Source organism: Ignavibacteriales bacterium (genome assembly GCA_016700155.1).
GTDB lineage: Bacteria > Bacteroidota > Ignavibacteria > Ignavibacteriales > Ignavibacteriaceae.
The window spans coordinates 1,686,863-1,712,071 of record CP065001.1 but is presented as its reverse complement, the minus strand read 5'-3'; the positions used below and the strand labels follow the sequence as shown (position 1 = coordinate 1,712,071).

General features: G+C 37.3%; 20 protein-coding genes. 10 read left to right on the top strand and 10 right to left on the bottom strand.

Annotated features, from left to right (window positions below):
• Nucleotides 1-9: 9 nt before the first annotated feature.
• Together IPM56_07050 and IPM56_07045 are read right to left on the bottom strand one after the other, a co-directional pair.
• A complete protein-coding gene (locus tag IPM56_07050; GenBank protein ID QQS37704.1) occupies nt 10-951 on the bottom strand; it encodes a site-specific DNA-methyltransferase in 942 nt (313 codons plus the stop codon).
• Nucleotides 952-957: 6 nt separating this feature from the next.
• Nucleotides 958-4,368, bottom strand: a complete 3,411-nt coding sequence (locus IPM56_07045) for a response regulator (GenBank protein ID QQS37703.1) — start codon at nt 4,366-4,368, stop codon at nt 958-960.
• Nucleotides 4,369-4,540: 172 nt separating this feature from the next.
• Here IPM56_07045 and IPM56_07040 point away from each other — a divergent pair, with 172 nt between their 5' ends.
• From IPM56_07040 to IPM56_06995, 10 genes are all read left to right on the top strand, one after another.
• Nucleotides 4,541-5,722, top strand: a complete 1,182-nt coding sequence (locus tag IPM56_07040; GenBank protein QQS37702.1) for an isocitrate/isopropylmalate dehydrogenase family protein — start codon at nt 4,541-4,543, stop codon at nt 5,720-5,722.
• 86 nt (nt 5,723-5,808) lie between these two features.
• Nucleotides 5,809-7,428: a carbon starvation protein A gene (locus IPM56_07035; protein ID QQS37701.1), complete on the top strand. Its 1,620-nt coding sequence runs from the start codon at nt 5,809-5,811 to the stop codon at nt 7,426-7,428.
• Nucleotides 7,429-7,501: 73 nt separating this feature from the next.
• Nucleotides 7,502-8,035: an HD domain-containing protein gene (locus tag IPM56_07030; protein QQS37700.1), complete on the top strand. Its 534-nt coding sequence runs from the start codon at nt 7,502-7,504 to the stop codon at nt 8,033-8,035.
• 54 nt (nt 8,036-8,089) lie between these two features.
• Nucleotides 8,090-8,386, top strand: a complete 297-nt coding sequence (locus tag IPM56_07025; GenBank protein QQS37699.1) for a GIY-YIG nuclease family protein — start codon at nt 8,090-8,092, stop codon at nt 8,384-8,386.
• A 71-nt stretch (nt 8,387-8,457) separates the two neighbouring features.
• Nucleotides 8,458-10,428: a homoaconitase gene (gene lysF / locus IPM56_07020; GenBank protein QQS37698.1), complete on the top strand. Its 1,971-nt coding sequence runs from the start codon at nt 8,458-8,460 to the stop codon at nt 10,426-10,428.
• A 102-nt stretch (nt 10,429-10,530) separates the two neighbouring features.
• A complete protein-coding gene (locus tag IPM56_07015) occupies nt 10,531-11,964 on the top strand; it encodes an MmgE/PrpD family protein (GenBank protein QQS37697.1) in 1,434 nt (477 codons plus the stop codon).
• A 102-nt stretch (nt 11,965-12,066) separates the two neighbouring features.
• Entirely contained in the window at nt 12,067-12,333 is a 267-nt protein-coding gene (locus IPM56_07010) for a type II toxin-antitoxin system prevent-host-death family antitoxin (protein QQS37696.1), read from the top strand.
• A gap of 2 nt (nt 12,334-12,335) precedes the next feature.
• On the top strand, nt 12,336-12,626 hold the full coding sequence (locus IPM56_07005) for a Txe/YoeB family addiction module toxin (GenBank protein ID QQS37695.1): 291 nt from the start codon (nt 12,336-12,338) through the stop codon (nt 12,624-12,626).
• Nucleotides 12,623-13,843: an HpcH/HpaI aldolase/citrate lyase family protein gene (locus IPM56_07000; protein QQS37694.1), complete on the top strand. Its 1,221-nt coding sequence runs from the start codon at nt 12,623-12,625 to the stop codon at nt 13,841-13,843. Before IPM56_07005 ends, IPM56_07000 begins: the two co-directional genes overlap by 4 nt.
• A 99-nt stretch (nt 13,844-13,942) precedes the next feature.
• The gene (locus IPM56_06995; GenBank protein ID QQS37693.1) at nt 13,943-15,508 is read left to right on the top strand and encodes a citrate lyase subunit alpha; all 1,566 of its coding nucleotides are present in this window, start codon (nt 13,943-13,945) and stop codon (nt 15,506-15,508) included.
• A 92-nt stretch (nt 15,509-15,600) separates the two neighbouring features.
• On the opposite strand, the gene IPM56_06990 is transcribed toward IPM56_06995, so the two are convergent.
• The 8 genes from IPM56_06990 to IPM56_06955 form a co-directional block, all read right to left on the bottom strand.
• Entirely contained in the window at nt 15,601-16,482 is an 882-nt protein-coding gene (locus IPM56_06990) for a dihydrodipicolinate synthase family protein (GenBank protein ID QQS37692.1), read from the bottom strand.
• 10 nt (nt 16,483-16,492) lie between these two features.
• On the bottom strand, nt 16,493-17,419 hold the full coding sequence (locus IPM56_06985; GenBank protein QQS37691.1) for a proline dehydrogenase family protein: 927 nt from the start codon (nt 17,417-17,419) through the stop codon (nt 16,493-16,495).
• A 63-nt stretch (nt 17,420-17,482) separates the two neighbouring features.
• Nucleotides 17,483-19,846, bottom strand: a complete 2,364-nt coding sequence (locus tag IPM56_06980; GenBank protein QQS37690.1) for a glycyl radical protein — start codon at nt 19,844-19,846, stop codon at nt 17,483-17,485.
• A 1-nt stretch (nt 19,847) separates the two neighbouring features.
• The gene (locus IPM56_06975) at nt 19,848-20,657 is read right to left on the bottom strand and encodes a glycyl-radical enzyme activating protein (GenBank protein QQS37689.1); all 810 of its coding nucleotides are present in this window, start codon (nt 20,655-20,657) and stop codon (nt 19,848-19,850) included.
• A 149-nt stretch (nt 20,658-20,806) separates the two neighbouring features.
• Nucleotides 20,807-21,976 (bottom strand): ABC transporter permease, encoded by a 1,170-nt coding sequence (locus IPM56_06970; GenBank protein ID QQS37688.1) that lies wholly within the window; start codon nt 21,974-21,976, stop codon nt 20,807-20,809.
• A gap of 45 nt (nt 21,977-22,021) precedes the next feature.
• A complete protein-coding gene (locus IPM56_06965; protein QQS37687.1) occupies nt 22,022-23,182 on the bottom strand; it encodes an ABC transporter permease in 1,161 nt (386 codons plus the stop codon).
• Nucleotide 23,183: 1 nt separating this feature from the next.
• Nucleotides 23,184-23,861: an ABC transporter ATP-binding protein gene (locus IPM56_06960; GenBank protein ID QQS37686.1), complete on the bottom strand. Its 678-nt coding sequence runs from the start codon at nt 23,859-23,861 to the stop codon at nt 23,184-23,186.
• Between the two features lie 29 nt (nt 23,862-23,890).
• Nucleotides 23,891-25,072 (bottom strand): efflux RND transporter periplasmic adaptor subunit, encoded by a 1,182-nt coding sequence (locus IPM56_06955; GenBank protein QQS37685.1) that lies wholly within the window; start codon nt 25,070-25,072, stop codon nt 23,891-23,893.
• Nucleotides 25,073-25,209 lie beyond the last annotated feature (137 nt).

Here is a 25,209-nt window from a genome sequence, read left to right as displayed (position 1 = left end):
GAAAATCTATTATTTCTTCTTCACACTATTTCGTTCCCAGAAAACTCCCTCTTCATAACCCTGTATGGATTTATCCTTTTCAGCCAGTTCAATTCTCTTTTGTGATATGCATGCAAAAGTTTCATCAAGTTCTATCCCTGAAAACTTTCTGCCAAGTTTTTTTGCGGTAACAGCCGCTGTTCCTGAACCCAGAAAAGGATCAAAAATAAAATCACCCTTGTTTGAACTTGCAAGAATAATCTTGGCTAATAACTTCTCCGGTTTTTGTGTCGGATGGACTGTGTTTTCAGGCATTGACCAGAAAGGCACTGTTATATCTGTCCACAGATTTGACGGATGTGTAATTCTGAACTCACCATCGGTTTCTTTTACCCAGTCTTTAGGTTTACCTGATTCCGTTTTGTATGGAGCAAGAACTTTTCGTTTTACTTTTACGGCATCAGTATTAAATGTGAATTTATCCGATGCTGTAAAGTACCATATATCTTCGGAACAGTTTTTCCAGTTTGCTTTTGCGCCTCTTCCTTTTTCTCTTTCCCATGTAATCCTGTTCCTCACTTTCAGATACTTTGAAGCTACTTTAAAAACTGACGGCGATGATTTCCAGTCGCAGCAAATATAGACCGAGGCATCCGGCTTCAATATTCTTATCAATGGTGAAAGCCAGCTTTCAATCCATTCTTCATATTGCGTGGCGGAAATTTCTTTAAATGTATTACCGTTAAAAGTTTTTGAAAGATTATATGGCGGATCAATGAAAAGCAGATCGACGAAAGAGTCAGGAAGAAATGGAATTACATCAAACAGGTTCTGACAAATTATTTTAGAATTTATTTTTTTAAGTGCAGCAGGCTGGCTGAGGGTTATCAGCTTTTTTTTAAACAGAGCAAATTCTTTTGTTGTGACTGTTAAACTCCGGTTATATATACCCCGCTTCTTCGTTAAAGGCATACTTTCTTATTGATTTATTTTTTCCTGGTACTTCAGTTTTAATTCAGATAGTTCCGCAAAAATCTGCTGATGAAGTGAAAATAATTCTTCCGATGATTTGTGAGTATCGTCATTAAAAATATTTTCCTTCGCAAGCTTTTCAATTTTTTCACCGAGTGAAGCAAATATTTCTATACCAAGAGTCATACTGCTTCCTTTAAGCTTATGAGAAAAGAACTGAAGTTTTTTTGAATCACTGCCGGCTATTGCCATTTTTATTTCATGAACAAGTACTGGAAGATCGTGCAGATAACTTGTAAGAAGCTCGACAAAGAACTTCATATCATCCTTTGTCTGAATATCAAGCAGGTAAATAAGTTTTTGTTCATCAATTATCCTGTTACTAACGGAAACTTTATTTTTTATCTTCTCTGCGGCAATTTCATCTCCCCACCTAATCAGGCATTTCTGAAGTTCATCTGTCCTGATAGGTTTGCCAATAAAGTCGTTCATACCTGAATTATGCAAAATATTTTTTTCGTCATCCAATGTGTTTGCCGTCATGGCGATAATAACCGGCGGCTGGTTTTCACCGAGTTTTGTTCTGATCATTTTCGTTGCTTCAAAGCCGTTCATTTCAGGCATCTGAATGTCCATAAAAACAATATCGTACTTGTTTCTACACGCGGCATCAACCGCTTCTTTTCCGTTAACCACAACATCAGCATCAAATCCCAGTTTTTCAAGAATCCTTAGTCCGACTTTCTGGTTAACCACATTATCATCAGCAAGAAGAATTTTGAGTTTTGTCAGATCAGATACGTCAACAACTTTTTTGAGATCGGTTTTTGAAAAAAAGGCTGTTTCCTTTTTTGACACCGCATCCAGAAGAGTATCAAAAAGCTGGGCGTGTTTTATAGGTTTGCTAAGAAATGCTGTGAGATTAAGATACTCATAGTCGGAAACAACATTTCTTTTGCCGATGGATGTTAAAATAATAATCGGGAGATTCTTCCTGTTTTTTATTTTTCTTATCTCTGCTGTTAATTCTATTCCATCCATTTCCGGCAGTTGAAAATCAAGTATAGCGGCATCATACAAAGAATCACCTTTAAGTACTTCAATTGCTTTTGACGGTGATTGAACAGTTGTACATTTCATTCCCCATTGTTCAGTCTGAGCTGTAAGTATTTTCCTGTTTGTTTCATTGTCATCAACAACAAGAATTTTTTTACCCTTTAACTGGTTTGTACTTCCTCTCAAATAAATTTTTGATTGTGAAGAAACCGATTCAGCAACTATCGTAAATATGAAAGTCGAACCTTCGCCTTCTATGCTTTCAACCCACATTGTTCCGTCCATCATTTCTGCAAGTCGTTTACTGATTGCAAGTCCTAATCCTGTTCCTCCGAACTGTCTTGTCGTTGATGAATCAACCTGGCTGAATGATTTAAACAACCTGTCAATTTTATCTTTTGGAATGCCAATCCCGGTATCTTTCACAGAAAAGATTAATTCATATCCGGAATCCTGCAAGCGTGTGGCAGATGCCGAAATAAAAACGCCACCCTTCTCCGTAAACTTAATTGCATTGCTGATAAGATTGGTAAACACCTGGCGCAATCGTGTAACATCACCTTTAATTGTTGAAGGAGTTTCATCTTCAATCAGGTATGAGAGATCAAGTCCCTTCTCCGCAGCTTTTGATGAAAGCAGATCGAGTGAATCCTCAATACAATCACGCAAATCAAACGGCTGATTTTCAAGTTCAAGTTTGCCTGATTCAATTTTTGAGAAATCAAGAATATCGTTTATGATCACAAGAAGCTGATCGCCGCTAAGCTGAATTGTTTCAACATATTCTTTTTGTTCTTCGGTCAGTTTTGTATCAAGCAGTAATCCCGTCATACCAATAACACCGTTCATAGGAGTGCGGATCTCATGACTCATTAATGCAAGGAACTCACTTTTCAAACGGACTGCAGTTTCCGCTTCGATAACAGCACTGTCGAGTTCCTTATTTTTGTCAACCAGTTCAGACTGCATGGTATTTCGTTTAATGACTGCGCCCATAGTTGCCGCCATTGTAACCAGCAGCGATTCCTCGCTAACGCTCCACAGCCTGTCCACCTGGCAATCATCAAAGCCTATAAACCCCCAGTAAGTTTCGTCGATCATTATCGGAACAAGAATCAGAGATTTGATATTGTTATCAATAAACACCATCTGTTCCTGCCTCGGCAGATTTTTTATCTGGAACTTTAATGTTCTTCCCGCAGAAAAATTTTCATAAAATTTTAATGAAGCAAATCTCGAATAGGAAAGTTTCTTCATTGCCGGGTTAAGTATCTGCGCTTCGGAATATTCAGATGTCCATTCATAAAGTATACTTACGAACATTTCCTCCGTTTCTTCATCCAGTTGATGTTTGTATATGTATACTCTGTCGGCTTCAGCGGCGAGTCCAAGAATTCGCAGCGCGGTTTTAAATCCTTCTTCCTCGCTGGGATTTGTTATCAGGCTTTTTGTTGCTTCTGCAATACCCTGAAGCAAAAGGTCTTTCTTGATCAGCAATGCTGCATTTGAATTTCGCTCAGTTACATCTCTGAAAAGGCTTAAAAGATTTTTTCTTCCTTCTGAATCAATGATAAAGGAATTTGACACTTCGTATTGAAGGCCCATTCCATTCCAGGCTTTTACATTGCGTTCATATTTTTTTCGTATGGAATCAGTTTTGAATTCTTCGATATACTTTTCTTTTATGTAATCACTGAATGTCTTTTCATAAAGAACATAAAACGGTTTGCTGATTATTTCATCCGGAGTTTTACCAAACATTTCCGAGTAAGCTTTATTGCACATCTTTACAATACCAAGTTCATCAGTTAGCAGCATTCCGTCGTGTGATTGTTCCCAGATGGCTTTGAAAGTATTTTCGGTAGTCGCTAATTCATTTGCGGACTTTAGCCTTGTTGTAATATCACGGATTGTACCCTGACCCACTTCAACACCGTTAATGTTTACTATTCTTCCCGTTATTTCAACCGGTATCTCAACCCCTGATTTACTTAATACCGGCAGTGAAAAAATAATTTTATCTTTTTCAGTAAAAAGTTTTTTCAGCGCGTTAAAACATTCTTCAATTTTTTCTTTGGGAACAAATTCAGTGAATGATTTTCCCAGTACTTCGCTTTCTGTATACCCGAGAGTATCCTTAACTGATGGGCTTATGTAAATCAATTTTCCTGTTTGCGAAAGCCTGAAGATAATATCAAGCGATGCGTCAAGCAGAATCTGTAATTCTTCAACTTCAGTAATTAGTTTATTGAGTTTGGTTCTGACCTCTTCCGGTAAAGTTGTTTTGTGTAATAAATCTGACAGGGATTTTTGGTATCCTATAAGCCCGGTTTCGGATGAGATGTTCTCCCTTTTTTTCACTTAATATTGTCCGTTACAGATTTTTTTAAGTTTTTATTTTGATTTCAATTTACAATTTTTTTTGTAAACCTGAACATTCGAAATATTACCGCAAATAAGCCTTAATCTTGCTTGCATAATTTATATTCTATAATTTTCTATCGAAAATTTTTACTCATTTTTAAGGCATATCATGAAAAGAACCATCGTTTCAATGCCGGGCGACGGCATTGGTAAAACAGTACTCCCCGAATCAATAAGAGTTTTAGAAGCAGCAGGATTTGAAGCCGATTATATCCACGGCGATATTGGCTGGGATTTCTGGTGCAGCGAAGGTAATGCTTTACCTCAAAGAACAATCGATTTATTAAAAGAGCACAAGCTTGGTTTGTTCGGTGCGATCACATCAAAACCCAAAGACGCCGCCGAAAAGGAACTTGATCCATCACTTAAAGGAAAGGGTTTCACTTACTTTTCACCAATTGTTTCAATGAGACAGATATTCAATCTTGATATATGTATTCGTCCGTGTATTTCGTTCAAAGGTAATCCGCTTAATTTTATTCGTAAAGATGGAAAAGGCGGTTATGATGAACCATTGGTTAATTCAGTGATTTTCAGACAGAATACGGAAGGACTTTATGCAGGTATTGAATGGACAAATCCGCCGGCAAATGTTCGTGCGGCTTTTGAATCGCATTCCAAATGGAAAGCGTTTAAAGATGTTCCAAATGAAGAGCTTGCAATATCAACAAGAATCATTACCAAACACGCAGCCACAAGGATAATCAGAGCAGCATTCGACTATGCAAAAAAATATGGTTATAAAAATGTAACCGTTTGTGAAAAGCCAAATGTACTTAGAGAAACATCAGGAATGATGCTGAAGATTGGAAAGGAAATAGCAAAAGAATTTCCGGGCATTTCTCTCTGGGATACAAATATCGACGCACAAATGATGTGGCTTACAAAAAATCCGGAAGACTACGGAGTTGTAGTTGCTGAGAATATGTTTGGTGATATTATCTCGGACGGATTCGCAGGGTTGATCGGTGGTTTAGGGTTTGCATGCAGCGCAAACATAGGTGATGAAGTAGCTGTGTTTGAACCAACACACGGAAGCGCACCGAAATACCAGGAACTGGATCCTTCAATTGTCAATCCGATCGCTATGATAATGAGTGCATGCATGATGCTGGATCATATCGGCGAAACTGCTAAAGCAGATAAAATTAGAAAAGCTATTGCTACGGTTGTTGAAGAAGGAAAAGTTAAAACATATGATATGATGAAACTTCGCGGTGGTCCGGATGTTTTCAGTAAAGGCGCTTGCACAACACAGCAAATGACAGATGAAATAATCAAAAACCTCTAAGTGTTTCTTAGTGTTCTTAGCGTCTTAGTGGTTAAGATTCGCCACTAAGGCACTAAGTTCACGAAGTTTCACTAAGAAAGCCAATCATGAACGGAATTGAACTCGTTCTAATAGCGTTAGTATTGTTTGTTGTTGCTTACAAGTTGTACGGTGGATTTTTAACCAAACGGCTTGAGGTAAACAATAATAAAGAAACTCCGTCACACACGATGTATGATGGAGTTGATTACTGCCCTGCAAAAGCTCCTGTTCTTCTTGGTCATCACTTTGCTTCTATTGCAGGTGCCGGTCCAATTGTCGGTCCGGTCATCGCTGCGGGTTTTGGATGGATACCTGTTTACTTGTGGGTTGTGCTTGGTTCAATTTTTATTGGCGGTGTACATGATTATGCAAGTATCGTTGCTTCAATTCGTCATCAAAGCAAATCAATCGGATTTATTATTCAGTCTTATATCGGCATCAGCGGAAAAAAACTTTTCCTCATATTTGCCTGGGCAACTTTGATTCTTGTTATTGCTGTTTTTACCATCATCGTTGCTGATACATTCACACACATTCCAAGTGCAGGAACATCATCAATACTTTTTATGTTCCTCGCAGTTTTATTCGGTATTACAATTTACAGGTTAAAAGTCCCGCTATGGATTGCGACGGTTGTTGGTGTAATTCTATTGTTCTTATCAATACCCGCAGGAGATTTATTTCCTTTACAGCTTTCCGGTTTAACCTGGCAATTAATTTTATTCGCTTACATTTTCGTTGCATCGACTGTACCTGTTTGGATATTGCTTCAGCCAAGGGATTATCTGAATTCTTTTTTCCTTTATGCATTAATGTTAGGCGGATTGGTCGGAGTTTTTTTCGCTTCACCACAAATTTCAATTCCTGCATTTAATACTTTTTCATTAGATAAAGTCGGGTATCTCTTCCCCGCACTGTTTGTTACTGTTGCGTGTGGTGCCATAAGTGGCTTTCACTCGATTGTAGGAAGTGGAACAACGGCAAAACAACTTAACAAAGAAACAGATGGAAGAATCGTAGGCTACGGCGGAATGTTGATTGAAGGATTGCTTGCAGTATTATCACTTGTTGCCGTTGCTTCGATGGTCAATAAAGAGTTCATAGATATTCTTACATCAAAAGGACCTGTTGCCGCATTTTCATTAGGAGTAGGAAGATTTATTAATTCAATTCCTGTCTTGAATATTTCACTATCAACTGCTCAAACTTTTACTGCACTTGCAGTATCAGTATTTGCATTAACATCGCTTGATACTGCAACTAGGTTAGCGCGATTTATGTTCCAGGAATTTTTTGAAACGCAGGATAAGAATACTTCATTGATTACTAACAGATATATCTCAACCGGAATAACTGTTGTATTTGGCGCGGTATTAACATTTAGTGGACAAACAATGTCAATCTGGCCTGTGTTCGGAAGTGCAAATCAATTACTTGCTGCATTGGCTTTGCTTGCTCTGACTGTTTGGGTTGCAAATCTTAAGAAGGGATTTTCATTCGTACTTATACCGATGATATTTATGTTCGCTGTTACTTTAACAGCACTTGGTATGCTGATCTATACAAATTTTATAGTCTCAAATTATACGTTATCAATTATTTCCATTTTGCTTTTCACACTTGCAATTTTATTAGGGTTAAAAGCATATACTATTCTGAAAAATCGAAAAGAATTAATTGTTTAGCTGTTATACAGATTTTAACAATCAAACAATAGAGCAATTAAACAATCAACTTAAACTATAGGAAGAGAAATAAATGAAAGATAAAGTTTTAAAGATCTGGCCTGAAATAAACTGGATTGAAAATAAAGAACTCAGAGATAAAGTTTTAAACTGCTGGGTTTACGCAATTGAAAATTCTGTTCTTTCACCAGAGGATCTAGAAGTAATTCCATTCTCACTGCTCATCAAGGATTGTAAAATTACTTTTATGAATCATAAACGTACAGCAGTGCAGCTTTCAGTTGATATTGCAAAAAGAATGAAATCAAATTTTGGTGAAGAAATAAAAATAGATATGGATTTATTAATTGCCGGCGCAATCCTTATCGACATCGGTAAGTTGATTGAGTACGATAAAGTTGACGGTAAACTTGTAACAAGTAAAGCCGGACATCTGCTTCGTCACCCGTTCAGTGGCGTTAGCATTGCAGACAGATTTGGATTACCATATGAAGTGCAGCACATCATTGCATATCATGCAAAAGAAGGAGACTTAGCAAAACGAAACGTTGAAGCTATAATTGTACATCATGCAGACTTTGTAAGCTTTGATCCGTTTAAAGCGTGAAATTCTTATTGTCATTGCGAGCGAGTCTTCGAGCGAAGCAATCAATATTACATAATGAAAAGTTATTACTTGTACATATTGACCAATAAAAATAATACTGTCCTCTATGCTGGTATGACTAATAGTCTTAACAGAAGAATTTGGGAACATAAATCAAAATTGATTGATGGATTTACCAAAAGATATAATGTTGACAAACTTGTTTATTATGAAATATTTAATAATCCATCAGATGCGATTAAAAGAGAAAAACAATTGAAAGCAGGTTCGAGAAAAAAGAAAATAGAATTAATAAATAATTTCAATCCAGAATGGAAAGATTTATACAGTTGGGATTTAATCTTTAAATAGATTGCTTCTCCCGACCTTTTGCTAATCAACGTGAGTCGGGTTCGCAATGACAATATTCAAAAGGAAATCAAATGAATCAAACACTCATCGAAAAAATAGCGCAAAAATTTGCAGTAGGATTAAACCCTGACAACATTGTTCATGCAGGCGATTACCTTTCAATTAAACCTGCTTACGTGATGACGCACGATAACACCGGCGCCGTTATTCCGAAATTTAAATCGATTGGTGCGACAAAACTATTTAATCCGCGGCAAGTGGTTAACACTCTTGACCACAACGTTCAGGATAAAACTGAAAAAAATTTAGAGAAGTATCAAAAGATTGAAAAGTTTGCGAAATCAATGGGAGTTGATTTTTATCCCGCAGGTCGTGGCATCGGTCATCAGATTATGTGCGAAGAAGGTTACGCGTGGCCCGGAACAATGGTTGTTGCGTCTGATTCGCATTCAAATATGTACGGCGGACTTGGTTGTTTAGGAACTCCGATTGTTCGTACAGATGCAGCAGCTATATGGGCAACTGGAAGAACGTGGTGGCAGGTTCCGCCAATCGCTAAAGTTGAGTTGAAAGGAAAACTAAGAACAGGTGTTACAGGCAAAGATGTTATCATAGCCTTATGCGGCTTCTTCAATCATGATGAAGTTTTAAACCATGCAATTGAATTTGTTGGTGATGGTGTCGCTCACTTATCTGTTGATGAAAGACTTGCAATCGCCAACATGACTACAGAATGGGGTGCGCTTGCAGGTGTCTTCCCTATTGATGAAACAACAATTAACTGGCTTGAAAAACGTGCTGACTATATTTCAAAGCGAGGACTTGAAGGAGTTTTTTCTGATTCAGATGGGAACGGTAAACAACCAAGGATGAATCAGGAAAGAATTAATGAACTCAAAAAAAATATTCTCAAAGCCGATAACAACGCATTCTATGCAAAGGAATTAGAAATTGATTTATCAACTGTTGAGCCTTATGTATCGGGTCCAAATACTGTTAAAACTATGAACGCAGTATCACAATTGAAATCCAAAGATGTAAAAATTCAAAAAGCATATTTAGTTTCATGTGTGAACAGCAGACTCGATGATATTAAAGAAGCAGCATCAGTCATTAAAGGGAAGAAAGTTGCTGAAGGAGTAAAATTCTATATTGCTGCAGCTTCAAGCGAAGTACAGAAAGAAGCTGAAAAACTTGGTTACTGGAATTCATTACTTGAAGCAGGAGCAATTGCCTTACCACCAGGATGTGGACCTTGCATCGGTCTTGGCACCGGATTATTGGAAGATGGTGAAGTGGGAATTTCAGCAACGAATAGAAACTTCAAAGGAAGAATGGGATCACCAAATGCACAGGCATATCTTGCATCACCAGCAGTTGTAGCTTCATCAGCAGTTTCAGGAAAAATTAGTTTTGATTGGGATGATTCACAAACACTGCAGCTTTCCGGTTCAATAAAAATTAATGAAAAAAAATCAGGAGCTAAGTCTTCGGTAAAAATTATTGAAGGATTTAAACCAGTCATTGAAGGTGAATTAATTTTCTGTCATCAGGATAATCTTAACACAGATGGAATTTATCCCGGCAAATACACTTACAATGACGATATGACAGCTCAGCAGCAGGCAGAAGTTGTAATGGAAAATTATGATCCGGAATTTGTAAAGATTGCAAAAGCCGGTGATGTTCTTGTCGGAGGGTTTAACTTCGGCACAGGTTCATCACGAGAACAGGCAGCAACAGCATTGAAGTATAAAGGTATTCAATTAGTAGTTGCAGGAACGTTTAATGAAACTTACAAGCGCAACGCACTTAACAACGGTTATCTTTTAATTGAATGTCCGCAGCTTGTAAATGATTTAAAATCTATTTACGGAAAAGATAAACTGACTGTTAAATCAGGTAAGAATGTTAAAATAGATTTTGAAAATTCTACTTTAACATTTGATAATAAAACTTATTCAATTGATCCAGTTGGTGAAGCAGCGCAGGAATTAATTGTCACCGGTGGACTTGAAGAATGGGTGAGGAAAAATTTATAAAAGTTGTCTTTGCGAGTGAGTCTTCGAACGACGCAAACTATATTTTAATCAGATTGCTTCACTGCATTCGCAATGACGCCTTAAAAATAAAAGGAAAACAATATGAACAAATCAATCTCAAGAACAATATCAGAATTTGCAGTTAACCTTCAGTACAAAGATCTGCCAAAAGAAGTTATACACGAAGTTAAAAGATACCTTTACGACTCATTCGGATGTGCGTTTGGTGGATATCACACTAAAGATGTAAAAATTCTGAGAGACCTTTACAAAGAAATGGGCGGCAAACCTGAGTCAACTGTTATAGGGTTTGGCGATAAAATCCCTGCAGTTAACTCAGCGTTAGTTAATGCGTTAATGATACGCGCATTAGACTTCAATGACATTTACTGGAAAGAAGATCCATCACATCCATCTGATATAATTCCTGCAGCATTATCAACTGCTGAAATGGTTGGTGCATCTATGGAAGAAGTTATAACTGCAGTAGTGCTTGCGTATGAATTTGAACAGAGACTTTGTGAGTTTGCAGTTCCGGGAATACGTGAACGTAAATGGCATCACGCAACATTAACCCAGTTTGTTTCACCTGTTGTCGCAGGAAAAATTCTCGGACTAACTGTTGATCAGATGGTAAACGCAATTGGTATTAGCGGAAGTCACAATCATACGATCGGCTGCCCTACTGCTGGTAAACTTACAATGATGAAAAATACAGTTGACCCGATGGCAACTCAAGCCGGAGTATTTGCCGCGCTGATGGCTCAGAAAGGATATTCAGGAACTGAAGCAGTGTTTGAAGGCAAAGAAGGTTTTATGGATTGCTTCCTTGGTTACAACGTTAAAGAACAAAAAGTCGATCCACTCAGTATGAAAGGTCGTGATGGAGTTTCAGAATGGAAGTGGAATCTTGATAAACTCATCGGCGGACTTGGCGATTCATACAAAATTTTAGAATGCAGTATGAAAGCTTTTCCTACTGAAGCATTAACACACACACATCTTTCTGCAACATTAAAAGTTGTAACAAAAAATAATATCAGTTATGATCAGATTGAGTCCGTAACACTAACTACTTTAGCCCAGGCTTATGATATACTTTTTGATCCACACAAGTACAGACCGGAGTCAAGAGAAACGGCGGACCATTCACTTCCCTACTGTATTGCCGCTGCATTGGTAGATCATAAAGTTACGACGCAATCATTCTCGGATGAAAAATTAAAAGACCCGAGAATCTGGGAAGTGATTGACAGAATAAAGGGTGAACCATCAATTGAATTTGAAAAAATGTTCCCAGCCAAACAGCCGAGTAAAGTTGTTGTAAAAACAAAGGACGGAAGAGAATTTTCAGAATACCTTGAATATCCAAAAGGCGACCCAAGAGAACCAATGACAATGGAAGATCTTGATAATAAATTTGAAGCATTATCCTCTCAGCTCTTAGTAACTGGCAGAAGAAAAGAAATTAAGGAAGCAATTTTCAGTGCTGAGCTGATGACAGCAAAAGAATTTATGAAGAAGATGATTGTGTAACTGCTTAATAGCTGAATTGTTAAAATGGCTTATGACCACTTGTTTTAGAAATCCGTTAAGATTATTTTTGTGACAGTATAATGACATTTTATAGGTAGTACAATGCAAGCAATTATTTATACAGAAGCTCGAAATAAACTGAATAAGATTATCGATAAGGTTCATGAAAACAGCGAACCTTATCTGATTGTCGGTACTAAAGGTAGAAAAGATACTGTCCTTATTTCGAAAGAAGACTATGACAACATAATTGAGAACTTATATATACTTAGCAATCCTAAGTGGGTAAAGAGTATAAAAAAAGGTCTAAGGGAACTCGATGAAGGTAAAGGGAAAAAACTAAGTATTAAAGATGTAATGGGTAGATAGTTTTGACAAAAAGTTTAGAAGTTATCTGGTCACCGGAATCACTTAAGCAAATTACAAAACTTAAAAAGGTTAAATCGGGCTTACTCACAAATCAGTATTTTGATAAAGTCATTTTATTAATCGAAGATATAAAAGCCACTCCATTCAAGGGTTTGGGAAAACCTGAACATTTAAAACATAAAATACCTCCTTGCTGGTCTCGCCGAATAAATAAAAAAGATCGCCTTGTGTATAGAATTAAAAATAATCAGATTGAAATTATTTCAATTATAGGACATTACAACGAATTATGAATGCAAATAAAAAATCCTCCGCAGGCAAACGAGGCGATTCAGTCCGCTCCGATTGCTATTTCGAAATTGAACTGAAAAATTCAGGCGGGATAAAAATCGACCTGAAAAGTAAAGTAGAGTCTATGTATGGAGAATCAACTCGTCAAATGATTCTTGATATGTCAAAATTCTTTGGAATAAAAGATGCAAAGATTCTGCTTGAAGATAACGGCGCACTACCATTCGTACTCGCTGCCCGGTTTGAACTCGCTGTTAAAAGATTATTCCCTGATAATAAAAAGGAATACCTGTTTCCATTGCTTGAACAAAATAAATATTCAACAAAAAAAGATCAGCTAAGAAGAAGCAGACTTTACCTTCCGGGAGATGAACCTAAGTTTTTTGTAAATGCAGGACTTCATTCACCCGATGGAATAATCTTAGACCTTGAAGACAGCGTTGCCCCGATTGAAAAAGATGCCGCACAACTATTAGTGCGTAATGCTTTACGTTCTGTAGATTTTTATGGCGCCGAAAGAATGGTTCGTATTAATCAGCTGCCAAAAGGATTGGATGACTTAAAGTACATCATTCCTAACAATGTTAATGTTATACTTGTTCCAAAGTGTGAATCTGCTGAACAAATTCATCAACTTGAAAAAGAAGTTGAGAAACTGAAGAAGCAATACAAAGTGACAAATGATATTTACTTCATGCCGATTATTGAAAGTGCGCTTGGTGTTATTAAAGCTTTTGAGATTGCTTCTGCATCAAAAAATAATTGCGCGCTTGCAATAGGACTTGAAGATTACACAGCCGACATCGGAACACAAAGAACTAACGAAGGACGTGAAAGTCTTTTTGCAAGGCAGATGCTTGTGAACGCCGCTAAAGCCGCCGGCATACAAGCTATCGATACAGTCTTCTCTGATGTTTCCGATATGGATGCACTTCGTCAAAGTGTTATTGAAGCAAAGTCACTTGGCTTTGAAGGCAAAGGCTGTATTCATCCAAGACAAATAAAAGTTGTTCACGAAGCATTCGCTCCTACCAAAGATGAAATTGAAAAAGCAAAAAAGATTGTTCTGGCATTTGAAGAAGCTGAAAAAAAAGGTTTGGGTGTTGTTGCACTTGGAAGCAAGATGATTGACCCGCCCGTGGTTAAGCGTGCGATTAGAATTATTGAATTAGCAATCACAAATAGTTTGTTAGATAAAAATTGGAGAAAAGAAAAATAGTACGCTGATCTGACTGATTTATTCTGATTTTTTAAGATCATAATAAATCATAACTATCATAATAATCAGTGTACAATTTTTAAGATTAAAGGAACTAAAATGAAACTAATAAAAAACGCAGCAGGAAGATTAGTCCCCGACGAAGTAAACGGACAACAACAAATTCCATTTAAAGGTGTAAACAAATACAAACCAACAGGAGTGAAGGCGATCCGCCACGGCGGACAAATCCGTTCGTGTATGGATTATCCTTCCGATGGAAATAAAGTTGTTAAGGATTTAAAGACAGCCTTAAAAAAAGCCGGGCTGAAAGACGGAATGACGATTTCAACTCATCATCACTTACGTAATGGTGATGCAGTTACAAATATGTTATTTGATGCGGTTAAAGAAATGGGAATAAAAAATATTCGCTGGTTCCCTTCCGCAAGTTTTCCTGTTCATTCACACTTAATAAAATATCTTGAAGACGGAACTATTCATCACATCGAAGGAAGTATGAACGGACCGCTCGGTAAATTCACATCCGAAGGAAAGATGAATGGTGTTGGTGTTCTTCGTTCACACGGCGGAAGATACCAGTCGCTACAGGATGGTGAGGTTCATGTTGATATAGCGGTTTTACTTGCGCCAACAGCCGATCCATTCGGTAACGCAACTGGTGACCGCGGTAAATCTGCATGCGGACTTATAGGATTCGGATTAGGCGATTCAGAATATGCTCACAGAACAATTATCGTGACAGATAATCTTGTGCCCTTCCCTTGTGTTCCATGGCAGATACAGGGCAACAACGTTGACTTTGTTGTTGAAGTTGAATCACTCGGTGATCCGTCAAAAATTGTCTCCGGTACAACAGAAGTAACCAAATCACCTGATCGTTTACTTATCGCTGAATATGTCGCCGACTTTATCGAAGCAGCAGGAATTATGAAAGAAGGATTTTCCCTACAAGCCGGCGCTGGCGGAACCAATCTTGCATTCGTACTTTTCTTAAAAGAAAAAATGAAAGCTAAAGGTGTAAAAGCACGATTTATGCGCGGCGGTAGTACAAAGTACCTTGTTGAAATGCTTGAAGAAGGATTGACCGATTACATTCTTGACGGACAAACTTTCGACCTTGAAGGCGTAAGAAGTATGCGGGAGAATACGAATCACGTTAACACTTCACCTTTTACAAGTTATAATTTTCATGGCAAAGGAAATTTTGCATCGATAGTGGATACTGCGGTGCTTGGTGCGACAGAAGTCGATGTAAAGTTTAATGCAAATGTTGTTACGCACTCTGATGGTTATTTACTCCACGGTATCGGCGGTTGGCAGAATTGTCTTTATTCAAAATGTACAATACTTGCGATACCTTCTTTCAGAGATCGTATTCCTGTCATTGTTGATGAAGTCACGACACTTTGCGGTCCGGGAGAATTAATTGATGTTATTATCACCGAACGCGGCATTGCAATTAATCCTTTGAGAAAAGATTTATTGAAAGCTGTTAAAGCTTCATCACTTCCGATAAAAGATATAAAGCAAATCAAAAAAGAAGTTGATGAAATCTGCGGCGGCGCTCCGGCAAAGCCTCAAGTTAATAAAGATAAAGTTGTTGCAATAATAAAATGGGTTGATGGGACTGTGTTAGACTCGGTTTTCCAGGTGGTGAAATAGAACACTGATAACACTGATCTGACAGATTAACACCGTTTTGAATTTTTTAGTGATCGGTCAATGACCGATCCATTTTAAAATTGGCGACACACTTACAACAATAGTTCTGCTCTAATCAAAATTTCTTTTAATTCTTTGAATTGAACTTCATTCAATCTGCGTAGTGGTTTCATTGGCTCACCTCCAAAGTAACCCAGCATATCCAGAGCAGCTTTTAATCCCGCCACTCCGAATCGTGCTGTTACAGCTTTGTTCAATTCCAAAATTCTGAGTTGAATATTTTTTGCTTCATTATAATTTCCATTTATATAATTTTTATAAATTGAAATACATTCATCAACGGCAATGTTTGCGAGTGCGAGTATTCCTCCTTTACATCCGAGCGCCAGTCCGGGATAAAGTACAGATGCCGTCCCAATCAGTGTTGTAAAATCTTCGGGAGTATTTTTTATTATCTCGGCAGTATGAGCAATGTCTTCATAACTATTTTTAAGTCCTGCTATATTTGAATGAAGTGCAAGCTGCGAAACGGTTCTTGGCTCAATGCAGATTCCTGTAAACTTCGGCACATTATAAATTATCAGCGGGATTTTTATTGAATCGGCAACTGAATTGAAATAATCGATCATTGCCTGATGATCCATACTGCTTTTGTAGTATGATGGAGTAAGCACCAACGCATAGTCTGCACCTTCATCGGCAGCGGCATTTGTTAGTCTAATTGTTTCTCTTATCGATTCAGAACCTGTACCTGCAATTATTTTTTTATCATTTGAAGCTGATGCTTTTACTGTTGAAACAATTTTTATTTTCTCTTCATCAGAAAGGAAAACACTTTCGCCGTTCGAACCAAATACGACGTAACCGCTCAAACCTGTAGAATTATATTTTGAGATATTGAACTGAAGTTTATCATAAGCAACTTCACCGTTAATAAACGGAGTCGCGAGAGGTGGATAAATTCCTTTTATCATAAATCCCTTATCATTTGAAAATATTTTTTAAAACGAACATCACATTTGCTGGACGTTCAGCGAGCCGCCGCACATACCACGGATACCAGGCTGAGCCATAACTTATTAACACTTTTACGTTATAACCTTTAGTTGCAAGTCTTACCTGATCAGTGGTTCTTATCCCGTAAAGCATTTGAAATTCAATCTGCTTTCTGTCAATTCCTATTGATCTGCCAAATGCTTCTATTTTAGAAATGATGTTCATATCGTGTGTACCGAATGCAACACGACAGTTTTTTTTCTTAACTAATTCAAGTAATGTCTTTGAAAGTTCAAAATAGTTTTCATCGGTTTTTTGTTTTTCTTTGAATGCAACATCAAAAGGTTCTTTATATGCTCCTTTTACAAGGCGAATATTTGGGGAAATATCAGCTAACTTTTCAATATCATTTTTTGTTCTTAACAGATATGCCTGAAGACAAACTCCCGTGTTTGCATACACAGTTTTTACACTTTGATAAAAGTCTAAAGTCCGTTCGACATAACTGCTCTGTTCCATATCAATCCAGAGAAAATTATTTTTTCCGATCGACTTTTCTGCCAGCAGTTTAAAATTCTTTTTCGTTTCGTCAGGAGATAAATCAAAACCTATCTGTGTTAATTTCAAGCTAATCTCTGCCGGGGTATTCCATTCATCAATTTTTTTAAGAACGCTCAGATAATGATTTGTGACGGAAGCCGCTTCGGTTAACGAATTAATATTTTCACCGAGATGTGTTAGTACAGTCCCGATTTGCAGATCCTTAAATCTTAAAGATTCATTTAGTGCGTCTTCCAGTCTTTCGCCCGGCATAAATCTTTTCAATGCGCGTTTGACAAATGCATACTGCGGAATATTCTTTTTCATCCATTCGTTTTGTGAACACCACAACAGAACATTTCGTCCCAGTTTCATTCAAGACCTTCGATGATTAAAGATTTGATTTGTGTGTTTTAATTTAAAAGAAAAATAAAATACTTAAAACTCGTGATGTTCAGTTCTTCTGATTATTTCTTCCTGCAGTTCAACTCCAAGATTAACGAAATAATCACTGTAACCCGCGACACGTACAATAAGGTCACGATAATTTTCCGGTTCCTTCTGCGCCTTACGCAATGTATCTGCATCAACTACATTAAACTGAATGTGATGACCGTCCATTTTAAAATAAGCACGAATAAGGTGAAGGATATTTTCAATTCCTCTTTCATCTTCCATTAATTGAGGAGTAAATTTTTGATTGAGCAATGTTCCCCCGGTTCTTAGATGGTCAATCTTAGCGGCTGATTTTAATACTGCCGTTGGTCCTTTCCTGTCCGCGCCTTGTACAGGTGATATTCCTTCCGACAAAGGTTTCTTTGCAAGCCTACCATCAGGTGTTGCGCCGATTACACTACCGAAATAAACATGACAGGTTGTTGGAAGCAGATTTATTCTGAAATGTCCGCCCTTGTAGTTCGGTCTTCCATCAATTGAAGAAAAATATAATTCAAAAACTTCTTTCAGAATATCATCTGCATAATCTTCATCGTTGCCATACTTAGGAGTTTCATCCCAAACGACTTTTCTGATTTGTTCATTACCATTAAATTTATTTTTTAATGCATTCAGCATTTCAGTCATTGAAAACTTTTTATCGTCAAAAACATTTTTCTTTATTGATGAAAGACAATCAGTAATGGTTCCCATTCCAACGCCCTGGATGTATGAACTATTGTAACGTGCGCCGCCGTTGTTATAGTCTTTACCATTGGAAATACAATCATCAACAAGTATTGAAAGAAAAGGTGCAGGTAAATAATCCGCCCATAATTTTTCGATTATCAGATTACCTTTGATTTTTATATCAATAAAATATTTCATCTGTTCAGAGAATGCATCGAACAGTTCTTCATAAGTTTTAAATGATGTGACATCACCTGTATTCAATCCTATTTTTTTATTTGTGCGCGGATCAACTCCATTGTTAAGAGTAATTTCAAGGACTTTAGGAATGTTAAAATATCCTGTAAGTATATAACTCTCTTTCCCGAACGCGCCTGTTTCAACACAGCCGCTGGCTCCGCCGTTCCTTGCATCAATGATTGACTTTCCCTGCCTGAGCATTTCCTGTACGATTGCATCAGTGTTAAAAATGGACGGCTGCCCAAATCCGGTTTTTACTATCTTCAAAAATCTTTTTATGTACTGATCAGGATTCTTCTTGCTTACCTGCACCATTGAACTCGGTTGAAGTAATCTCATTTCTTCAATCACATCAAGAATTAAATACGTTAGTTCATTAACCGCATCTTCACCTTTATCATTCACGCCGCCGAGATTGATAAGACAAAAATCAGTATATGTGTTACTCTCTTCTGCTGTCACACCTACTTTTGGCGGCGCAGGCTGATTGTGAAATTTTATCCAGAAACTTTGCAGAAGTTCCTTTGCTTTTTCTTTTGTCAAAAGTCCTGATTCAATATCCCTTTTGTAAAAAGGATAAAGATGCTGGTCAAGTCTTCCGGGATTGAATGAATCCCATGTATTCAGTTCAGTAATAACTCCTATGTGAACGAACCAATAATACTGCAACGCTTCCCAAAATGTTTTCGGAGCAGTCTGCGGCACACGGCTGCAGATACCTGCAAGTGTTTCTAATTCATCCTTCCTTGATTTATCTTTTTCCTTGAGTGCTGTTTCAGTTAAAAGTTCAGAATATCTTTTTGCATAATTAATGAGAGCAAGTGAAGCGATTTTCATTGCCTTCAGTTCTTCTCTTTTACTCAATGATTCTTTATCATTCATAAAATCAATTGAAGAAATGCCTTTTTCTATATCGTCAATGAAATCGTTCATACCTTTTCTATAAATCTTGTCATCGAGAACAGTGTGACCAGGAGCGCGTTGTTCCATAAACTCTGTAAAGATTCCTGCTTCATAAGCATCGATCCACTCTTTATCCATTTCAGAAAATATTCTATCGCGAAGACTTCGTCCCGACCAGAATGGAATTATTTCATCGTTCTGAAATTGTTTTGTCTCTTCATCAACACTAAAAGATATTTTTTCTCTCGAATTCAGAATTTCAAAATCTTTAACCTGGTGAGTGCAAATCTCCGGGTAAGTCGGTGTTTGATGAGGCGACGGTCCTCTTTCACCGACAATTAATTCACCATCATTCAAGTACAATTTTTTGTTTTCAAGGATATGTTTGAAAGCCAACGCACGAGCAACAGGGATGGAAACTCTATCAGCAATTCCGCTTTGATAAAATTCAGTTAAGAGTGTTGCGCGCTCAAGTGATATTGATGGATGGATACTTAATGTTTCTTCTCTTAATTTTTTTATGCGTTCGTTCATACTATCCCCTTATAGTTACTTCAAGGTTTAACATTTCCAATTGTGATTTTATTTCTTCCAGTTTTTCATCTGACTGAGATTTTAATGAATCAAGTTTCCTTGTTCTTCCAAGTCTTTTATATTTTATCTCTGCAATTTCATTGTAAGGAAGAAGATCTATCCTGCTAATAGAATCAAAAGTTTTAAGCAATGAGAATATGTCTTCAATATTTTTTTTGGTGTCTGTTATCCCGGGTATCAGCGGTATTCTTATTATAACCTTACTCCCTCTTTCAAGAAGAAATTTCAGATTTTTTAATATTAAAAAATTTGATGCATCAGTATATTTTTGATGTAAATGATCATCAATTATTTTCAAATCAAAAAGGAATAAATCAACAAGCGGAAGTATCTCCTCAAAAGATTCAGTTGGTGCGTAACCCGATGTATCAACTGTAGTATGAATGCCCTGATATCTGCATTTGTCAAGAATTGATTTTAAGAATTCAACCTGCATCAATGGTTCTCCACCGCTGAAGGAAACCCCTCCACCGGATTCATCATAAAAAATTCTGTCCTTCGTAATCTCAATCAATAAATCATCAACTGAAATTTTACGAATCACTTTTTCTGATTCCTCCAGACAAAAATCGGATGAAGTTAACCCGGTGTTATTTGAATAAGAAATAGCAGGCGAGTTATTGAGGCTTTCAGGGTTTTGGCACCACCAGCATCGTAGCGGGCAGCCTTTGAAAAAAACAGTTGTTCTTATTCCCGGACCATCGTGAATGGCAAAACGTTTTATATCAAAAATTATCCCCGTCATATTCATCTTTATTTTTTCAGTAATAAACTGATTAAAAAAGATGAGAATATCAATTGAGGATATAGGGAAATGTATTAAGCATGTGCCCTCTCAGTAATAACCGGAAAACATTTCACGGAGAACCACTGAGAGGGCAAGGAGAAACACGGAGTACTTTAACCTGCTCTTAGGGCTTTTACAATGTTTAATCTTGCTGCTCTTACTGATGGAAAGAATCCGCCGAGTATTCCCATCACAATTGCAAATATCATTGAGTAAAAAATTATCCATGGTGAAAGTGAAAATGAAAACGCAAGTTCAGCAAATGAATTCCAGTTCAATGTTGAGATTGAAAAGAATTGGAGGAATGAAGCAAGTCCTAATCCGACAAGTCCACCGATAATTGAAATTACCAGTGCTTCAAATAGGAAAGCTGTAAGAATACTTCTCCTGCTGAAGCCTAATGAACGTAAAGTACCAATCTCTATTGTTCTGTTTGCAACAGCAGAGTACATAGTAATTGCAGCGCCAATCGTTGCACCAAAACTGAATATTACAGTGATAAATATTCCGAGTACTTGTATAAATCCTGCAAGAAATTCTGATTGCTCCTCAAAGTATCTCTGCTCGGTTTTTATCTCAAATTCTTTTAATCGTTTGTCAGTTTCAAACGCACGTTTGAATGATTCAAAGTTTGACATATCATCAAGTTTTAAAGTTAGTGTTGATACACTTGACTCCCTGTTAAATGCGCTTAACAATTGCTGGGCATCTCCCCACATTTCGGATTCAAAGCCGCTGTCTTCTGCTTCAAATAAACCGACTACTTCCCATTCATCGCCCGCAAATTTTACTTTGCTTCCAATCTGTGCGCCTTCAAATTTTTTGTCGATAGCTTTGCCGACAATTAATTCTCTCAGTGAAGGATTGAATAATCTTCCTTCAAGGATTTTTACTTGTGGTCTTAACTGATAAACCTGTTGCGATACTCCGCGAACAGTAACATTGCTCATTCCTCCGCCTTTTATTTCAAGGTTAATTATGACAACAGGTTCCGCAGAAACTAATTGGTTGCCATCACTTCCTTTTGCTATATGCGGAAGCGCGCGAATAATATTTTGTGTGTCGCCGTCAATGATGCTGCTTATTTCACCTTGTGATGATTGTCTTAGTATTTTCAGGTTATCAGGTGAACCTGTAGAAGCCAAAGTTTTTTTGACACCGTAAGCCATCATCAGTACTGCGGCGAATACAAACACAACAAGAGCAACACCCGAAACGGTAATAACAGCAGTAAGTTTTCTTGCTTTAAAACTTCGGAAAGTATATTTAAATGGAATTTTCATTTTAAAACCTTTTTATAATCGTTGCTTCATTTAGAAATTATAATGTCAACCTACAAATCTGAATCCATCTACAATTTTTGTACTTAAAGCTCTTTGGATCGGGAAAACAGATGCAAGTATTCCAATGATTATCGCGGCAGTAAGAGCCAGTATTGTAGTTATTGGTTCAATATAGAAGAACGGGAAAAATCCTTTTGGTATCGCCATTTCTATTAGCTTTACTATTGGATATGTAAATAGAATTCCAATTCCACCTCCCAGCAAAGAAATTACCATTGATTCACCAAGAATTAATCCGGTAAGATGAACTCCCGAGAATCCTAATGTTTTAAATACAGCATACTCTCTCGTGCGTTCCCTCGCTGACATTATCATTGTGTTTGCAAGTACAAGCATTATTATTCCGATAATTACAAATGAAATAAAATTCATCGCTGTGATAATAGCACCGGAAGCCGAGACAAATCCTTGTGTGAATGCTTTTTCAGTTTCAGTTTTGGTTTCCGCAGTTGAGTTTTTGAAAAGCACATCAATGTTTTCAGAAATTTCAGCAGCTCTGTTCTGATCTTCGATCAAAACAATATACCAGCCTACATTACCCGCGCGTGAAGGTGCATCTTGTCTGATTCGTTCATCAACATAGTCCCAGTGAAATAGCATTTGTGTGTCGTCGGTATTTTTATTTTTTGGTTTGTAGATACCTCTGACAACAAATTCCCATCTGCCGGGATAAATATCACCATCCAAAACCATTTGATCGCCAACTTTAATATTGTATTGTGTGGCTATATCCTGACCAATCACGCAAGCGTTTCTTTCCTTTTTAAAGTTTGCAAGTTCCTCATCAGTGATTACAAATTCCTGCATCACATCAAAAATTGTTTCCGCATCAACAGCGAGTCTTGCAAAGAAATTATTCCTGTCTTTGTAAACACCCTGAAACCAGTTAGCAAAGCTGACTGTCTTAACACCGTCAACTGATTTTATTTTTTCTTTGTATGCATACGGTAATGGAAAGATAAATGAAACAGCCTGCCTTGTTATCAAGCGGTTGGCTGCCGCTGCGTCAACACTTGAATCCCACACAGTTACAACTGTCCGTAAAACGCCGAAAGCAATTACAGCGATCATGATACCGACAATTGTAAGAGTGGTTCTTAGTTTATGCCTTAAAGCATTTTTAAAAATGAGTTTTAATATTTTCATTTTATGCTCCTACCAGGTCGCCTTTTTCAAGGTTACGAACTATTCTTGCACGTTCCGCCGCGTGAGGATCGTGAGTAACCATAAGAATAGTTTTTTTGAACTCTTTATTTAATCTTTCAAGCAATGTTAAAATTTCTTCAGCAGAATTTCTGTCAAGATCTCCTGTAGGCTCATCTGCAACCAAAATAACCGGGTCAGTCACAATCGCTCTTGCTATAGCGACTCTCTGTTCCTGTCCACCCGAAAGCTGCTTAGGTGAATGATGCATTCTATCTCCAAGTCCGACAAGAGTTAGTGCTGTCTCAACCTGTTTTCTCCTCTGGCTTTTATCAAGTTTAGTAAGCAGCAATGGAAGTTCAACATTTTCAAATGCACTTAAAACCGGGATCAGATTATAAAACTGAAATATGAAACCGACATTGTTTGCTCTCCATTTTGCAAGTGCTGATTCACCGAGCTTTGAAATATCAGTTGATGCTATTACAACATTTCCGCTGCTCGGTCTGTCTATACCTGCAATCAGGTTCAATAAAGTTGTTTTGCCGGAACCGGATGGTCCCATCAATGCCATAAACTCCCCTTCTTCCACTTCAATTGAAATATTATTTAATACCGGAATTTCAAGACTATCTCTCCAGTAAGATTTGGATACATTCTGAACACTGATAATTGAAGCCATTTATTCTCCTTTAAGAAAATTAAAATCTGTTATTCAACTTTTACTTCTACACCGTTTTGTATTGATTCAGTCAGGTCAATAATGATTTTATCACCCTGACCTAATCCGCTTAATATTTCATGATATGAACCAAGTTCCTGACCGAGTGTCACTTCCAGTTCTTTCGCTTTTCCTTCAACAATTTTATATACAAAAATTTTTGTCCCGGTTTTTCTAACCGCAGATGCAGGCACAACAAGAATCGGCTTTTGATTAATGTATGTTGAGTCTATCTGCTGTGTGAAGAAGGACACCTTTGCACTCATTTCCGGCAGAACCCTGTCATCATATTTTTTAAATCCAACCTTAACAAGAACTGTAGCTTTGGAACGATCTGCAGTTGGAACAATTTTATAAACATACGCTGCATAACTTTTTTCAGGATAAGCATCGAGAATTATTTCGCAATCCTGGTCAACTTTTATTCTCTCTATGTTTGATTCGGAAACATCTGCTTCAACAAGAAGTGAATGCATATCCGCTATAGTTACAACCGCAGTTTTAGATGTTGTACTTCCGCCGAACGGTGCAACTATCTCACCTACTTCAGCATTTTTTGTAAGCACAGTACCATCAAACGGTGCTCTGATTAATGTGTTTTCAAGAGCGACTTCATATTGTTTGATTCTTGCTTTAGCAATTTCAATTGATGCCAACAACCTGTTTAAATTTGATTCTGCCTGATCGAAAACCTGCTGAGAACTCAAGCCCTTCTCAAATAATTCTTTTTCCCGTTTAAAAGTATTTTCACTGTTGGTAAGATCGGCCTGGTAAAGAAGAAGGTTTGCTTTTGCCTCATCAAGCTGTGCGGCAATGTCTGTACTTTCAAGCCGTCCTATTACCTGATCTTTTTTTACTTTGTCACCTTCAACAACTCCGAGGTAAATTAGTCTGCCTGTTCCTTTCGAAGCAATTGCTGCTTCTCTCTGGGCAACAACATATCCGCTTGCAGTAAGCGAAGCAGTAACCTGTCCCGGTTTTTGTAATACAGCAGTTGTTGTTTTCACATCAACAGAACTACTGAATATGGTAGAAGACAATATGAAGTAGACAACTACAAGAAGTATTACAAATCCTAAAACAAAAAGTATATTCTTTTTGCCGGATGATGGTTTATCATTATTTGATCTGTCAATTTTAAGTGCGGAAAGGTCAGCGTTTTTGGTTTCCATGATTTGTAGAAAAAATTCCTGATGATTAAAAATTTTACTTATGAAATATATCGGGTTATATAAAACCAAACAAAGTTAACCATATTAAAAAATGATTAACGGAATTTGAGAAGTACTAACGGGAGAAAATGAATTTA